Origin of the sequence: Vreelandella halophila (assembly GCF_009856365.1) — a bacterium.
Classification (GTDB): Bacteria; Pseudomonadota; Gammaproteobacteria; order Pseudomonadales; family Oleiphilaceae; genus Halospina; species Halospina utahensis_B.
This window is the reverse complement of record NZ_WMEX01000003.1, coordinates 374,592-388,675: the sequence shown is the minus strand read 5'-3', so window position 1 is coordinate 388,675 and position 14,084 is coordinate 374,592. Positions and strand designations below refer to the sequence as shown.

The window sequence follows — 14,084 nt, the reverse complement described above, 5'->3', positions numbered from 1 at the left end:
GGGAGCCACGGCTATGAATCGAGCACTGTTCCCTCTCAACTCGGTGGTGCTTCCCGGCGGCCGCCTGCCTCTGCGGCTCTTCGAACGCCGCTATATGGACATGCTCACCCATTCATTGCGCGCCCGGGAGCCCTTTGTGCTGGTTCTGCTTGAGCAGGGCGGCAGTGATACCAGCGCGGATGCCGCCTTCCATCCGATTGGCTGTGAGGTTTCGGTGGTGGATTTCTCGCCGCTGGAGAACGGCTTGCTGGGCATTACCGTGGAAGGTCTCGGCAAGGTGTCCGTGGCCCGGAACTGGCGGGAGACGGATGGCCTCAACCGCGGTGACGTGGTGGCTCTGCCCGAGGAGCCCCGGGCGCGTACGCCCTTGCGGCACGAGGATCTTTCCGAGCTGCTGGCGGCGCTGTGCCGGCATCCATCCGTGGCGGAACTCGGCCTGACCATTGACTACGACGATGCGCGTCAGGTCGGGTGGCGGCTGACGGAGCTGTTGCCGTTGGCTATTGAGCAGCGTCAGTCGCTGGTGGAGATGGATGACCCCTTGGAGCGGCTGGAAGTGCTGTCACGGCTGGTGGATGATATGGAGTGAGCCTGAGTGCCCAGGTGCCAGACCTGGTCGTGGCCGCGCCTCTGGGCCTCCCCGAGCGCTTTCTCACAGCGCTGGCGCAGTGAGTCCGCCGAGGTTTCCCCGGGCGAGCGCGTGGTACAGCCGATGCTGGCTGTGATGCTCTCCACCGTGGGCCAGCGTGACTCGCCCAGCAGCCGCCGCACGCGTTCCGCGGTCACCCGCAGCCCCTCTTCAGGGGTGAACGGCAGCAGCAGGAAGAAGCGGCCGTCGCCCAGATGGTAGTGGCTGTCCCCGGCCCGGATGGTGGTACGCAGGCTCCGGCTGATGGCGGCACTGAGCCCGGTCAGTGCGTCCTCGCCGTAAACACCGGAGAGTTCCTCCCGGTGATCGATCCTCAGCAGGGCCAGCGACAGCGGGTGGCCCGTGGCCTCGGAGCGACTGATCTCCCTGCTGAGGGTCTCATTGAGACTGCGTTCGTTGTAGGCCCCGGTTTCCGGGTCCACGATGGTCAGCGTGTCCACGTAGCGGGCACTGGCATGATAGTGGCGCGCGAACCAGCCGGCACCGCCTGCCAGGAGCAGGGCGGTGCCGGCGAGCGTCAGTTGTTCCCGCGGTGGCAGATTCCAGGCCGCGATCAGGCTGAGGAGCAGGCCAGCTGCACAGAGGGCGGCGGCCTGGTGGACCCTGAGAAGCAGGAAGGCAGCCATCAGCATCGGGTAGAGCCAGTAGAAGGCAAGGGACGGCTCCCGGGCAATGGCCTGGAGAATAATGATGGCCATCAGGACCAGGATCAGCAGGTGGCTGCGGGTCTGAAGCTGGCGGTGTCGCCGGATCAGGGTGGCGGCAATGCCGGCGGCCGCCAGAGCGGTAATGGTCAGGCCGCTGAAGAACAGCTCGTAGAAGCCGTAACGCAGGCTCCGTTCCGCCAGGATCATGAAGCACAGCAGCATCAGCGCATAGACGACGCTGTTCGTACGGGTGCGCAGTGCGGTTTCAGTCATGACCTGTGCCTCCGGCGTCCGTCCATGTAAGCGTCCGGTTGCCCCCCTGTTTCTGGGCCCGGCGCAGGGTTTCCTGGGCCTTTTCTGAAAGGCTGCGGGCGTCATCGCCCACATTGGCGCCCACCACGCCGGCCGAGAGCGTCAGCTCCATCCCTTCGCGGGTGAGCATGTCCTTGGCCTGGCTGCGGATGCCTTCAATGGTTCGGACGGAATCGGGTGTCGCAGTGGCTGGCAACACAATGATGAAACCGGTTTCATTATTGCGGTAGTAGCTGTCGAAGTCCCGCAGGGTGCGATGCAGCAGCCGGCCGAGCCGCACCATCAGGTTGCTCTGATCCTGTTCCGGGAGCGGGGTTTCGGGGGCATCAAGATGCAGGACAGCCACGGTAACCGGTGTGCCTTCGCGCTCACCCCGCCGGATCTCACGGTTCAGGTCACTGTCGAGGTAGTCCCTGATGGAGGCGAGGGTGAGTGAGTCGGTGCGTCGCAGGGGGGCCAGCTGGGCGGCCTTGTATTCCCGCAGGTACACGAAAACCGCGGCCAGGCCGGTGGCAAGGATCAGCATGGGTACGAACTGGTGGCGGGCCATGCCGAGTTCGGACGACAGACCCAGGCTGAGTGTGGCGGCCAGGAAAACCGCGCAGCCGGCTCCTGCCACCCACAGGCCCCAGCCGGCGAACAGTGACAGCGGCACCAGGAACGCCAGGGGCGTCAGCCAGGGCCAGTGCCCGGCGAAGATCGCGAGGCTCAGAAGCAAAAGCAGCAGGGATCCGGCCCGCAGCGTCCACCGCAGTGGTACGGGCATTGCTGTTTCCGTTTCCATGATCAGCTCCCGGTGTTGCAATGCGAGGCTGTATCCGCTGCCCCACGCACGCGTATAATAGCGTACTTTTCCCGCAGTGCCCTGAAAACAGATGCGGAATCCGATTGGGAGGGATATGAGCACAGAATCCATGATGCGGGCCCTGGGTGAACAGGCCAGGGCGGCGAGCCGCGAACTGGCGCGTTCGAGCACCGGAGCGCGCAATGAGGCCCTTCTTGCCACGGCCCGGGCGCTCGACGCCAGCCGGGAGACGCTGCAGGCGGAAAACCGTAAGGATCTGGAGGCGGGTCGTGACAAGGGGCTTGATGAGGCCATGCTGGACCGCCTGGAACTCACCGGCGGCCGCATCGATACCATGATCGAGGGCCTGCGCCAGGTCGCCGGGCTCACGGACCCGGTGGGCGTGATCACGGATATGGAGTACCGTCCGTCCGGTATCCAGGTCGGGCGCATGCGGGTGCCGCTGGGGGTGATCGGCATCATCTACGAGTCCCGTCCCAACGTCACCGTGGATGCGGCCAGTCTTTGCATCAAATCCGGCAACGCCACGGTGCTGCGTGGTGGCTCCGAGGCCTCGCACTCGAATCAGGCCATTGCCGCATGCGTGGCACAGGGGCTGCGGGAAGCCGGGTTGCCCGAGACCGGCGTGCAGGTGGTTGGAACCACCGATCGCGAGGCCGTGGGTCACCTGATCCGGATGCCCGAGTACGTGGATGTGATCGTTCCCCGTGGTGGCAAGAGCCTGATCGAGCGCATCAGTAATGAGGCCTCGGTGCCTGTCATCAAGCATCTGGACGGGATCTGCCACAGTTTCCTGGATCGTGACGCGGATCCGGAGAAGGCCGTGAGCGTGACGCTCAATGCCAAGACCCAGCGTTACGGCACCTGCAATACACTGGAAACCCTGCTGGTGGATGGCCCCGTCGCCGAATCCCTGTTGCCGCCAATTGCCGAGCAGCTGCAGCGTATCGGCGTGGAACTGCGAGGCTGCGCCACTACCCGTGCCATTCTCCCGGAGGCCGGTGAGGCAACGGAGGAGGACTGGGCCACGGAATACCTGGCGCCGGTGCTGTCGATCCGGGTCGTGGACGGGCTGGATGCGGCCATGGCGCACATCAACCGTTACAGCTCCCAGCATACCGACAGTATCATCACCGAGAACTATACCCGGGCGCGGCGCTTTCTGACGGAGGTGGACTCCAGTTCTGTGATGGTCAATGCCTCCACGCGTTTCGCGGATGGCTTTGAATACGGCCTCGGGGCCGAGATTGGCATTTCCACCGACAAGCTGCACGCCCGGGGTCCGGTAGGGCTGGAAGGGCTGACCAGCCAGAAATACGTTGTGTTCGGGGATGGCCATGTCCGTGATTGACCTGGAGCCGGCATGCTGCACGTGATGCTGGGCGGCACCTTCGACCCCGTCCACAACGGCCACCTCCGGATGGCGGTGGAGCTGCATGAACGTCTCGACGGTGCCCGCATCCGGCTCATGCCCTGCCATCGCCCGCCGCACCGTGATCAGCCGGGGGCGGAGGGCGCCCACCGGTTGGAAATGTTGCGGGACGCGGTCGCGGAAGAGCCGGGACTGATGGTGGATTCCCGCGAACTGGACCAGGACCGGGTATCCTATACCGGCGAGACCCTCCAGCAGCTGCGGTCTGAGCTGGGGGCGGAGACCCCGCTGGCAATGGTTGTGGGAACCGATGCCTTCAACACCTTCGATCAGTGGCGCGGCTGGATGCAACTGCCGGAGCTCGCCCATATAATCGTGGTCAACAGACCCGGATTTCCTTTGGCGCCCCCCGAGCCTGTTGCAGCCATGTTGCAGGAACGCCGGGCAGCCGAAGCGGCTGAGCTCCAGCGCAGTGCCAGTGGTTCCATTCTGGTGATGGAGTTGCCGTTGCTGGAAATTGCGGCCACGGAAGTCCGGAGCCGGGCGGTTGCCGGGCGATCAATCCGCTACCTGGTGCCGGATGCGGTCTGGCGCACCATTCGGGATCAGGGGCTGTACCGACTTGAAACAGGATGATTATGGATTCTGAACAACTGAAGTCACTGGCGGTGGATGCCGTCGAATCAATGAAGGGCCAGGATGTGGCTGTACTGGATGTGCGCGACCGTACCAGCATGACGGATTACATGGTCATCGCCTCGGGCAACTCCAATCGCCATATCCACTCGCTGGCTGAGGAAGTGGTACAGCGTGCCAAGCAGGAGGCGGACAGCAAGCCCAAACTCGAGGGCGGTGAAACCAGTGACTGGGTGCTGGTGGACATGGGCGACGTCATCGTCCACCTGATGCTGCCGGCAACCCGGGAATTCTACGATCTGGAACGGTTCTGGCGGGATGCTCCGGGGCTGGGCGCCGCGGGTACGGAGTAGCATGCACCTGAAGGTCATCAGCGCCGGGCAGAAACTGCCCGACTGGGTCAATGCGGGCTTTGAGGAGTACCGCAGGCGCTTCCCCCGCGAAATGCGGCTGGAGCTGACGGAAGTGCCCCTCGGTGGGCGGGGGCGTCAGGCCGATACGGCGCGCGCGGTTCGGGATGAAGGCGAGCGGATGCTGAAGGCGCTGCGAGGCCCTGAATGGGTGATCGCCCTTGAGATTGACGGTCGCCAGTGGTCCACGGAGAAGCTCGCCGAGCGCCTAGAGCACTGGCGGATGGAAGGGCAGGACGTGGCCTTTTTGATCGGTGGGCCGGAAGGACTCTCGGATGCCTGCCGGCAGCGTGCCAATCAGGCCTGGTCGCTGTCGCCGCTGACGCTTCCGCATCCCCTGGTGCGGGTGATGCTGGCTGAGCAGCTTTACCGTGCCTGGAGCATCAACTGCAACCATCCCTACCACAGGGCTGGCTGACAATGAGCTGGGGCACCCTCCGCAATACCAGCCAGGAACGGGAACTCTTCCAGCGCCGCTCCTTCGTGGCCATCATCGTGGTTATCCTGATGACCGGGGTCCTGATCGGCCGCTTCTACTACCTCCAGATCATCGAACACGAAACCTACACCACCATTTCCGACCGCAATCGGGTCCAGGTGCAACCCGTGCCTCCGACAAGGGGGCTGATCTACGACCGTAATGGTGTGCTGCTGGCGGAAAACCGCCCGGTTTTCAGTCTGACGGTCATCCCGGAGCAGGTGTCGGACATGGATGCCCTCATTGGTGAGATCCGGGATATTGTCGACGTTCCGCCGGGGGATGTTGAGAACTTCCGTGAGCGGCTGGATGAACGGCGCCGGCCTTTCGAGCCCGTGCCGCTGCGTTACCACCTGACTGAAGCCGAGATGGCCAGACTCGCCGTGAATCGTCACAGCCTGCCCGGTGTGGAGATGGAGGCACGGCTGGTGCGGTACTACCCCTATGGCCGGCTGACCTCCCATGTGCTGGGGTATGTGGGCAGGATCAATGAACAGGATGCACGCCGCATTGATCAGGTGGCATACGCGGGCACCCACTACATTGGCAAGACGGGTATTGAGCGGGTCTACGAAAAGGAGCTGCACGGTGAAGTGGGGTATCAGAATGTTGAAACCAACGCCCGTGGCCGGGTCATGCGGGTACTTGAGCGCGAGGACCCCAGTCCGGGCCAGGACCTGACCCTGAACCTGGATATCCGGCTTCAACAGGTGGCTCATGAAGCACTGGGCGACAGGCGTGGCGCCATTGTTGCCATTAACCCCGAGACGGGGGGGCTGCTGGCGCAGGTCAGTACCCCCGGGTTTGATACCAACAAATTTGTTACCGGTATTGGTCACGAGAGCTATGCCGAGCTCCGGGATTCGCTGGACAAACCCCTGTTCAACCGTGCCACCCGCGGCCAGTACCCGCCGGGTTCCACAATCAAGCCCATGCTTGCCCTCGCCGGGCTGGCCTCGGATACCGTGACCCAGTCCGAGATCGTCTATGACCCTGGTTACTATGAATTGCCGAACAGCAGCCAGGTCTTCCGTAACTGGAAGCGGCAGGGGCATGGGGACACGACCCTGTATGACGCGATCGTGCTGTCCAGCGATACCTATTTCTACAAGATGGCGTACGAGATGGGCGGCGGTATGATGGCTGACTATCTGGAACATTTCGGGTTTGGTACCGTTACCTCCCTGGACGTCAGGGACGAGCTTCCGGGGATCCTGCCAAGCCCGGAATGGAAACGCCGGGTGCACAATGAGCCCTGGTATCCTGGGGACTCCGTGAACATGGGCATCGGCCAGGGCTATTTCCTCTCCACGCCCCTGCAGCTGGCGGCGACGACCAGCGTGCTCGCCAGCCGCGGAGAACGTCATGCGCCCCGCCACCTGCGCTACATCGAGGGCGACATTCCGGCCCGGCATCTGCTTCCGGACGTTGTGCGTCCTCCGGTCGAGATGGCCAGTGAGTCGGACTGGGAATACGTCATCAACGCCATGGAGGACGTGGTGCATGGCTCGGAGGGCACCGCCCGGCGTATCAGTCCGGGTCTTAATTACCGCATGGCGGGCAAGACAGGCACCTCCCAGGTGTTCAGTCTGGAGGGGGAAGAGTATGACGAGGATGAAATCGCCAAGCGCATGCGGGATCATGCGTTGTTTGTTGCCTTTGCTCCGGCTGACGATCCGGAAATCGTTGTGTCCGTGCTGGTGGAAAACGGCGGCAGCGGCAGTGCTACGGCAGCCCCCGTGGCGCGCCAGGTGACGGATGCATGGATCAATGGCTTCCCGGAGGTGCTGACGGAACAGGCGGTGCCGGGGGCGATGGACGATGAATGATGGGGTCACCGGGGGAGAGCAGCCGTGAGCCATGAGTTCGTACGCCAGATTGCGTTTGAGCCGGATCACCTGAACCGCCGTGGCGGGTGGATGAGCCGGCTGCACCTGGACCCGTGGTTACTGCTGTTGCTGTTCCTGATCATGGGGGGCGGGCTGGTTGTTCTGTACAGTGCGGGCGAGAATGGCATGGCCATTGTCCAGAGCCAGGCGCTGCGCATTGGGGTGGGACTGCTGGCGATGCTGTTCTTCGCGCAACTGGATCCCATGCTGTACCGGCGCTGGTCGCCCTGGCTGTATCTGGCCGGCATTCTGTCACTGGTTCTGGTGCTGCTCTTTGGTGCCGGTGCCCAGGGGGCCCAGCGGTGGCTGGCGCTGCCGGGGCTGCCTCGCTTCCAGCCGTCCGAGGCAATGAAGCTGGGGGTTCCCCTGATGGTCTCGTGGTTCCTGGCCCAACTGTCACTGCCACCCAGGCTGTTGCCCATCCTCATGGCCCTGGGGCTGACCGCGCTGCCGGGCGCGCTGATCATTGCTCAGCCGGACCTGGGGACCGCTGTACTTGTCATCGCCTCCGGTCTTGCCGTGCTCTTCCTTGCCGGGCTGAGCTGGAAGCTGATCATGTTGATGGTGGCCGCGGGCGGCGCCTCCATACCCATGCTCTGGCTGTTCGTGATGCGGGACTACCAGAAGGAGCGGGTGCTGACGCTTCTCAACCCCGGCAGTGACCCGCTTGGCGCTGGCTGGAACATCACGCAGTCCAAGACCGCCATCGGCTCCGGCGGCCTTCACGGCAAGGGCTGGGGAGAAGGCACCCAGTCCCATCTGGATTTTCTGCCGGAGGGCCATACGGATTTCATACTGGCGGTTCTGGCGGAGGAGTTCGGGTTTGTGGGGGTGACCCTGCTTCTGGTCCTTTACGCGCTGGTGGTGATCCGCTGCCTGTACATCGCGTCCATGGCGCAGACCTCGTTCAGTCGCCTTCTCTCCGGCGGGCTTGCCATCATCTTCTTCATGTATGTGGTCGTGAACGTCGCCATGGTCAGCGGTCTGATGCCGGTGGTGGGGGTGCCGCTGCCGCTGGTCAGCTTTGGGGGAACGTCCATCGTGACGCTGCTCGCGGGCTTCGGTATTCTTATGGCCGTGCACACCCATCGACGCATGCTGGAGTCCTGACCCGATACCATGACCCGTTTCCCGATTGTTCTGTTGATCGCCCTTTTCAGCCTGTCTGTGATGGCCGCCACATCGGACCGGGAGCGGTTTGTTGAGCGCATGGTCCGGGAGGAGGGGTTCGAACGCGAGCAGGTGAGCGCATGGTTGGATGCCGCCCGCCATGATGAGGCAGTGATCGAGCGCATCAGTGCCCCCGCCGAAAAGGTACTGGAATGGGGTGAGTACCGCGGAATCTTCCTGACCCCGGAACGGGTCAAGCAGGGGCGGGCCTTCATGGCGCGTCACCGGGAGACTCTTGCCAGGGCTGAACGGCGGTATGGTGTGCCCTCAGAGCTGGTTGCGGCGATCATCGGGATTGAGACGTTCTACGGCCGTCATGCCGGAAACGACCGGGTGCTGGACGCCCTGTTTACTCTGGGTTTCGGCTACCCGCCCAGAGCCGATTTCTTCCGCGAGGAGCTGCGCCACTTCCTCTTGCTGGCGCGGGATCAGGGGTTTGACCCGCGCGATCCCATGGGGTCCTATGCGGGCGCCATGGGGTATGGCCAGTTCATCGCCAGCAGCTATCGGCACTACGCTGTGGATTTTGATGGTGATGGCGTCGTGGATCTGTTCGACAGCCCAGTGGATGCCATTGGGAGTGTCGCCAACTATTTCCACGAACATCACTGGCATCCGGGAGCACCGGTGGTCATGCCCCTGGAGCAGTGGCGTGGGCCCGTTGGCGAGACCCGGCTGTTGCGGTTGACCGTGGAGGGCCGTCAACAGGACTGGATCGCGCATGCCAACTTTGACGTCATCACCCGCTACAACCACAGCGACCTGTACGCCATGGCGGCGTGGTCGCTGGCACAGCGTCTGCAGGAGGCCGCACTGGATGAGTAGTGGGGCCCGACTGCTGTTGCTGGCGCTGGTGTTGCTGGTTACCGGGTGTGCCGGTACCGGGCAGCGTCAATCCGATGACCGTTACACTCTGTCCCAGGACACTGGCCCGGATCGGGAACTCGACATTGCCAGCATCGAGGAGCCGGAACCGCGTTATGAACCCCCCAGCAAGGGCGGCAACAAGTCACCCTACGAAGTCTGGGGCAAGACCTATGAAGTCATGGACTCCGCGGAGGGGTATGAGGCCCGGGGGCGGGCCAGCTGGTATGGCCGCAAGTTCCATGGCCACCTGACCTCCAATGGTGAGACCTACAACATGTACGAGCTCAGCGCGGCTCACCGCAACCTGCCCCTGCCCACCTATGTCCGTGTCACCAACCTGGAGAACGACCGCTCCACCATTGTCAGGGTCAACGATCGCGGTCCCTTTCACGGCGAGCGTCTGATTGACCTCTCGTATGCTGCGGCCAAGGTGCTTGGATTCGAGGGCCAGGGTACGACGCGTGTGCATATTGAGGCCGTTGCGGCCAGCCCCGATGATTCGGGCGCCAGTCCCGAGGCCAGGGGAGGCGAGACCGGAACCGCTGAAAAGCCCGCATTACCATCGGGAAACAAAGAGGACCGTCTCTTTGTTCAGGTGGGCGCATTTGGTAACTTAACCGCCGCCACGCAGCTCAAGGCCCAGCTTCACATGGTGACAGCCGGCGACGTCCACCTGGTAGAGGGTCGGAACGGTGAGCAGATCCATCGTGTCTGGGTTGGCCCTTTCCGGGAGCGGGGAGCGGCCGAGCAGGCTCGCCGCGCCATTGAGCGGAACGAGCTGGGGCAGCCCATCATCATTACACGGCCCGTCGGTAGCACGGGCTGAACATCAGGACGATACAACCATGCGTAAGCTGTTCTCGATTCTACTGGTTTTCTGCATTGCTTCCGCGGCGGCGCCGCTTCAGGCATCGAGCCTGATACCGTCGCCACCGGAGCTGGGTGCGGACTCCTACATTCTCATGGATATCCAGAGCGGGCGGGTCCTGGTCGAGAAAAACGCGGATCAGCGGGTGGCACCGGCGAGCCTGACCAAGATGATGACGGCTTACATCGCGGACCGCGAGATGGAGGCCGGTCGCCTGAGCATGGATGAGGAAACCACGGTGAGCGTCAATGCGTGGAAGACCGGCGGCTCCCGGATGTTCCTCAAGGAAGGCACCAAAGTAACCGTGCGGGAACTGATGCACGGCATCATCGTGCAGTCGGGCAATGATGCCAGCGTGGCGCTGGCGGAACACATTGCCGGGGGCGAGGGCTCATTCGCCCAGATGATGAACCAGCAGGCCAGCCAGCTGGGAATGGACAATACCCACTTCACCAACCCCACCGGCCTGCCTGACCCGGATATGTACACCACGGCGCGGGACATGGCACTCCTGTCGAGCGCCAAGATCCGTGATTTTCCGGATACCTATGATCTCTACTCCAAGCGCCATTACACGTACAACGGCATCCGCCAGCCCAATCGTAACCAGCTGCTCTGGCGTGACAAATCCGTCGACGGGCTCAAGACCGGGCATACGGATGACGCGGGCTACTGCCTGGCGGCATCCGCCGAACGCGACGGCATGCGCCTGGTCAGTGTGGTTATGGGAGCCGCCAGCGAAGAAGCCAGGGCGCGTGAGTCCCAGCAGCTTCTGAATTACGGTTTCCGTTACTATGAAACCTTCCGTCTTTACGAGGGCGGGGAAAAGGTGACCGATGCCCGGGTCTGGAAAGGTGCTGGCGATCGGGTGGATCTTGGTATTCAGGAAGATCTGTATCTCACGGTTCCGAACGGAGCGCGGGAAGAACTGGAGCCTGCCGTATCCGTTGAATCCGTCCTCGAGGCCCCGATCGAGCGCGGTGAGGTGTTCGGGGACCTGACGGTGACCCATGAAGACAGCACACTCGCCGAAAGGGAGTTGGTGGCGCTGCATTCCGTGGAGCAGGGTGGGCTTTTCCGCCGCCTCTGGGACACCATCAAGCTGTTCTTCCTGGGGCTGTTCCAGTAACCTAGGGGCATGAGTGAAGGCCAGAATCCCCAGATCGAGTTCCCCTGTGACTACCCGATCAAGGTGATCGGGGATCACAGCGAAGATTTCGCACTGACGGTGACCCGGGTTGTGCAGCAGTTCGACCCGGCGTTTGACCCGGCGACACTCACCGCCCAGCCGAGCCGCAACGGCCGGTTCATATCGGTTCGCGTTACTCTCAGGGCCACCGGTGAAGAGCAGCTGCAGAACCTGTTCGCGGCACTCAAGGCCACCGGTCAGGTTCACATGGTGGTCTGATGGGCCAGTCTGTCCCCCCTGCTGAGGAGCCCCGGTTTGAGTGGCTCGGTCGGCGCGCCTATGAGCCTGTTTTTGAGGCCATGAAGGCCTTTACAGACCAGCGTGATGGCAACACCCGTGACGAGTGCTGGCTGCTGGAGCACGACCCCGTGTTTACCCAGGGCCAGGCCGGCCGGGCTGAACATCTTCTCTGGCCGGGCGATATACCAGTGGTCCAGGTCGACCGCGGCGGCCAGGTCACGTTTCACGGCCCCGGCCAGCTTATGCTCTATACACTGATTGATATCCGCCGTCGCGGGCTGGGCGTGCGCCAGCTCGTCAGCCTGCTGGAAGACACCACCGTGGCAGTGCTGGCACACTGGGGGATCGAGGCCGCCCCCCGCCGGGACGCGCCCGGTGTCTACGTGGCGGGTGAAAAGATCGCCTCACTGGGTCTGAGGGTGCGGCGTGGCTGCGCTTACCATGGACTTGCACTCAATGTGGACATGGATCTCTCACCGTTTCAACGGATCAACCCCTGTGGTTATGCGGGCATGCCCGTCACCCAGCTGCGGGATCAGCTGGGTGAGAGCGTGTCTCTGGGCGCGGTATCGGATGTACTCCAGCGGACCCTGCTGGAGCGGTTGCAACAGGCCGGGAGCGAGTGAATGGGCTCCGAGAAGAAACGCAGTTCGGTGTCACGCATCAAGACCGGCAGCTTTGAGCGCCGCCTGAGCCTGACACGGGCCGGGCTTTTCGCCGGCACCCGCATGGCGGGCCATTACGCCACCAACTGGTTTGGAAACCGTGAGAGCCGTCAGCAGCGCCGCAGCGACATGCTGTCACGCCAGGCGCGGTACCTGGTGGAGGAGCTGGGGCAGCTCAAGGGCAGTGTGGTCAAGATCGGCCAGATCATGGCGCTCTATGGCGAGCATTTCCTTCCGGAGGAAGTCACCGAGGCCCTGCACACCCTTGAGGATCGCACCACCTCCCTGGAGTGGGCCACCATCGAGCGGACCCTGAAGGCGGAACTGGGTGAGCAACGGCTGTCCGAGCTGGAAGTCGACCCGGAGCCCATTGGTGCTGCCTCACTGGGCCAGGTGCACTGGGCACGCCGTCGTGAGGATGGTGAGGAGCTGGTTCTCAAGATCCAGTACCCCGGCGTGGCCGATGCCGTGGACTCCGACCTGAACTCTGTGGCCCAGGTGCTCAAGATGGCCCGTGTGGTTTCCTGGGGGCCGGCCTTCGATGAGTGGCTGGAGGAAGTCCGCGCCATGATGCACCGGGAGGTGGACTACCGCCTGGAAGCCCGCACCACCGAGTCATTCCGGCAGAAGCTGTTGGATGATCCGCGTTTCATCGTGCCCCGGGTCGTCGAGGAATACTCGAGTGACCATGTGATTGCGTCGACCTACGAATCCGGTCATCCGGTGGGCTCCGAGCCGGTCCAGTCTCTCTCCCTGGAGCGGCGCTCCGCGCTGGGTAAGGGGGCACTGGAGCTGTTCCTGAGCGAACTGTTCATCTGGAACGAAATCCAGACCGATCCGAACTTCGGGAACTACCGGATCCGGCTGGCCGAGGAGACCGGGGATCGGGACTGCATTGTGCTGCTCGATTTCGGGGCGGTGCAGCGGTATTCCGATGAGTTCCTGGGGCCGGTCCGGGACATGATCCGGGCGTCCTACGAGCAGGATCTGGACGCCGTCATTGAAGGCGGTATCAAGCTCAACTTCATGCAGGCTGACTGGCCCCGGCCGGTCCTCGAGCGGTTTGGCGGGGTCTGTATGCGGGTGCTCGAGCCGCTGAGTGGCGAGGCCATGGAGAAGCCGGACTACGCGGTCAATGAGCGTGGTGAATACCGCTGGAAGCAGAGCGACCTGCCCAACCGCGTGGCGCGCGAGGCTACCCGGTCCGCCATCAACCGTTACTTCCGTATGCCCCCGAAGGAGTTCGTCTTCCTCAACCGCAAGCTGGTGGGCGTCTACACCTTCATCGCCGTGCTGGCGGCGGAGTTCGATGGCGAACCGGTACTGCGCCACTATCTCTATGGGGAATCCGGGAGCACCTCCGGCTGACCGCGGATTCCATGCTATCCTTGCGCCCGAAACAGGCATGATCCGAGGAGTCAGCAATGGAGAAAGTAACGATCTACGGCCGTATGTCCTGCGGTTTCTGCAGCGGCGCACGCCGCCTGTGCGAGACACGGGGCCTTGAGCACGAATGGGTCGATATGATCTCGGAAGGACTGGACAAGCAGGATCTGAGCGAGATCGCTGGAACCCCCGTGCACACGGTACCGCAGATCTTTGTTGGGGACCGTCATGTCGGTGGTTTTGACGAGTTCACCCGGTACATTGAACAGAACCAGGCCTGAATCACCACGAGGGAGGAAATGCGGGTATGGCCGATGACGAGAACATGAAACGCCCGGAAACGATTCCGGAAGAACGCTGGAAGCAGCACCTGGACTGGATGCAGGTCACGGGGAGCACTCTGGATGAACATCTGAAGGAACAGAGCACCGGGGAACTCTGGAAACAGTTCCAGCGTCGTTCCATGACCCGGCGTCGCAGCGACGACACCGGGTCCTGAAC

At 63.2% G+C, this 14,084-nt stretch carries 17 protein-coding genes; 15 read left to right on the top strand and 2 right to left on the bottom strand.

Annotation, left to right across the window (positions count from 1 at the left end; genetic code table 11):
* The first annotated feature begins 13 nt into the window (after positions 1-13).
* Complete coding sequence (locus GLW01_RS07460) at positions 14-589, top strand: LON peptidase substrate-binding domain-containing protein (protein WP_151440844.1); 576 nt, start codon at positions 14-16, stop codon at positions 587-589.
* Here the strand turns inward: GLW01_RS07460 and GLW01_RS07455 are convergent.
* Together GLW01_RS07455 and GLW01_RS07450 are read right to left on the bottom strand one after the other, a co-directional pair.
* Positions 514-1,569 carry a GGDEF domain-containing protein gene (locus GLW01_RS07455; protein WP_160898662.1) on the bottom strand — a complete coding sequence of 352 codons (1,056 nt, stop codon included), beginning with the start codon at positions 1,567-1,569 and terminating at the stop codon, positions 514-516. The two genes, GLW01_RS07460 and GLW01_RS07455, sit on opposite strands and share 76 nt — an antisense overlap.
* A complete protein-coding gene (locus GLW01_RS07450) occupies positions 1,562-2,392 on the bottom strand; it encodes a GGDEF domain-containing protein (protein WP_160898661.1) in 831 nt (276 codons plus the stop codon). Before GLW01_RS07450 ends, GLW01_RS07455 begins: the two co-directional genes overlap by 8 nt.
* 115 nt (positions 2,393-2,507) lie before the next feature.
* Between GLW01_RS07450 and GLW01_RS07445 the strand changes: the two genes are divergently transcribed.
* Genes GLW01_RS07445 through GLW01_RS07380 form a run of 14 tightly spaced genes read left to right on the top strand, consistent with a single transcriptional unit; the run spans position 2,508 to position 14,082 of the window.
* Positions 2,508-3,764 carry a glutamate-5-semialdehyde dehydrogenase gene (locus tag GLW01_RS07445; protein WP_160898660.1) on the top strand — a complete coding sequence of 419 codons (1,257 nt, stop codon included), beginning with the start codon at positions 2,508-2,510 and terminating at the stop codon, positions 3,762-3,764.
* 12 nt (positions 3,765-3,776) lie between these two features.
* Complete coding sequence (gene nadD / locus GLW01_RS07440) at positions 3,777-4,421, top strand: nicotinate-nucleotide adenylyltransferase (protein WP_202405609.1); 645 nt, start codon at positions 3,777-3,779, stop codon at positions 4,419-4,421.
* Between the two features lie 2 nt (positions 4,422-4,423).
* Positions 4,424-4,774 carry a ribosome silencing factor gene (gene rsfS / locus GLW01_RS07435; RefSeq protein ID WP_151440848.1) on the top strand — a complete coding sequence of 117 codons (351 nt, stop codon included), beginning with the start codon at positions 4,424-4,426 and terminating at the stop codon, positions 4,772-4,774.
* Between the two features lies 1 nt (position 4,775).
* Positions 4,776-5,249: a 23S rRNA (pseudouridine(1915)-N(3))-methyltransferase RlmH gene (rlmH, locus tag GLW01_RS07430; RefSeq protein ID WP_151440849.1), complete on the top strand. Its 474-nt coding sequence runs from the start codon at positions 4,776-4,778 to the stop codon at positions 5,247-5,249.
* Between the two features lie 2 nt (positions 5,250-5,251).
* Positions 5,252-7,138 carry a penicillin-binding protein 2 gene (mrdA, locus tag GLW01_RS07425; protein WP_160898659.1) on the top strand — a complete coding sequence of 629 codons (1,887 nt, stop codon included), beginning with the start codon at positions 5,252-5,254 and terminating at the stop codon, positions 7,136-7,138.
* A 24-nt stretch (positions 7,139-7,162) separates the two neighbouring features.
* On the top strand, positions 7,163-8,308 hold the full coding sequence (rodA, locus tag GLW01_RS07420) for a rod shape-determining protein RodA (protein WP_340162441.1): 1,146 nt from the start codon (positions 7,163-7,165) through the stop codon (positions 8,306-8,308).
* A 9-nt stretch (positions 8,309-8,317) separates the two neighbouring features.
* A complete protein-coding gene (gene mltB / locus GLW01_RS07415; protein ID WP_160898658.1) occupies positions 8,318-9,193 on the top strand; it encodes a lytic murein transglycosylase B in 876 nt (291 codons plus the stop codon).
* On the top strand, positions 9,186-10,061 hold the full coding sequence (locus GLW01_RS07410; protein WP_151440852.1) for a septal ring lytic transglycosylase RlpA family protein: 876 nt from the start codon (positions 9,186-9,188) through the stop codon (positions 10,059-10,061). The genes mltB and GLW01_RS07410 overlap by 8 nt, the downstream gene beginning before the upstream one ends.
* Before the next feature lie 19 nt (positions 10,062-10,080).
* Positions 10,081-11,232: a D-alanyl-D-alanine carboxypeptidase family protein gene (locus GLW01_RS07405; RefSeq protein ID WP_160898657.1), complete on the top strand. Its 1,152-nt coding sequence runs from the start codon at positions 10,081-10,083 to the stop codon at positions 11,230-11,232.
* Positions 11,233-11,241: 9 nt separating this feature from the next.
* The gene (locus GLW01_RS07400; RefSeq protein WP_095617973.1) at positions 11,242-11,511 is read left to right on the top strand and encodes an HP0495 family protein; all 270 of its coding nucleotides are present in this window, start codon (positions 11,242-11,244) and stop codon (positions 11,509-11,511) included.
* Positions 11,511-12,158 carry a lipoyl(octanoyl) transferase LipB gene (gene lipB, locus GLW01_RS07395; RefSeq protein ID WP_151440854.1) on the top strand — a complete coding sequence of 216 codons (648 nt, stop codon included), beginning with the start codon at positions 11,511-11,513 and terminating at the stop codon, positions 12,156-12,158. The genes GLW01_RS07400 and lipB overlap by 1 nt, the downstream gene beginning before the upstream one ends.
* Positions 12,159-13,565, top strand: a complete 1,407-nt coding sequence (locus GLW01_RS07390) for an ABC1 kinase family protein (RefSeq protein ID WP_160898656.1) — start codon at positions 12,159-12,161, stop codon at positions 13,563-13,565.
* Positions 13,566-13,621: 56 nt separating this feature from the next.
* Positions 13,622-13,864: a GrxA family glutaredoxin gene (locus GLW01_RS07385; RefSeq protein WP_151440856.1), complete on the top strand. Its 243-nt coding sequence runs from the start codon at positions 13,622-13,624 to the stop codon at positions 13,862-13,864.
* A gap of 26 nt (positions 13,865-13,890) precedes the next feature.
* Positions 13,891-14,082, top strand: a complete 192-nt coding sequence (locus GLW01_RS07380; RefSeq protein WP_077528693.1) for a hypothetical protein — start codon at positions 13,891-13,893, stop codon at positions 14,080-14,082.
* Positions 14,083-14,084: the final 2 nt, after the last annotated feature.

Coding starts and splice junctions, on each gene's coding strand:
- GLW01_RS07460 (WP_151440844.1), top strand. CDS start 14: ATGAATCGAGCACTGTTCCCTCTCAACTCGGTGGTGCTTCCCGGCGGC.
- GLW01_RS07455 (WP_160898662.1), bottom strand. CDS start 1,569: ATGACTGAAACCGCACTGCGCACCCGTACGAACAGCGTCGTCTATGCG.
- GLW01_RS07450 (WP_160898661.1), bottom strand. CDS start 2,392: ATGGAAACGGAAACAGCAATGCCCGTACCACTGCGGTGGACGCTGCGG.
- GLW01_RS07445 (WP_160898660.1), top strand. CDS start 2,508: ATGAGCACAGAATCCATGATGCGGGCCCTGGGTGAACAGGCCAGGGCG.
- nadD (WP_202405609.1), top strand. CDS start 3,777: ATGCTGCACGTGATGCTGGGCGGCACCTTCGACCCCGTCCACAACGGC.
- rsfS (WP_151440848.1), top strand. CDS start 4,424: ATGGATTCTGAACAACTGAAGTCACTGGCGGTGGATGCCGTCGAATCA.
- rlmH (WP_151440849.1), top strand. CDS start 4,776: ATGCACCTGAAGGTCATCAGCGCCGGGCAGAAACTGCCCGACTGGGTC.
- mrdA (WP_160898659.1), top strand. CDS start 5,252: ATGAGCTGGGGCACCCTCCGCAATACCAGCCAGGAACGGGAACTCTTC.
- mltB (WP_160898658.1), top strand. CDS start 8,318: ATGACCCGTTTCCCGATTGTTCTGTTGATCGCCCTTTTCAGCCTGTCT.
- GLW01_RS07410 (WP_151440852.1), top strand. CDS start 9,186: ATGAGTAGTGGGGCCCGACTGCTGTTGCTGGCGCTGGTGTTGCTGGTT.
- GLW01_RS07405 (WP_160898657.1), top strand. CDS start 10,081: ATGCGTAAGCTGTTCTCGATTCTACTGGTTTTCTGCATTGCTTCCGCG.
- GLW01_RS07400 (WP_095617973.1), top strand. CDS start 11,242: ATGAGTGAAGGCCAGAATCCCCAGATCGAGTTCCCCTGTGACTACCCG.
- lipB (WP_151440854.1), top strand. CDS start 11,511: ATGGGCCAGTCTGTCCCCCCTGCTGAGGAGCCCCGGTTTGAGTGGCTC.
- GLW01_RS07390 (WP_160898656.1), top strand. CDS start 12,159: ATGGGCTCCGAGAAGAAACGCAGTTCGGTGTCACGCATCAAGACCGGC.
- GLW01_RS07385 (WP_151440856.1), top strand. CDS start 13,622: ATGGAGAAAGTAACGATCTACGGCCGTATGTCCTGCGGTTTCTGCAGC.
- GLW01_RS07380 (WP_077528693.1), top strand. CDS start 13,891: ATGGCCGATGACGAGAACATGAAACGCCCGGAAACGATTCCGGAAGAA.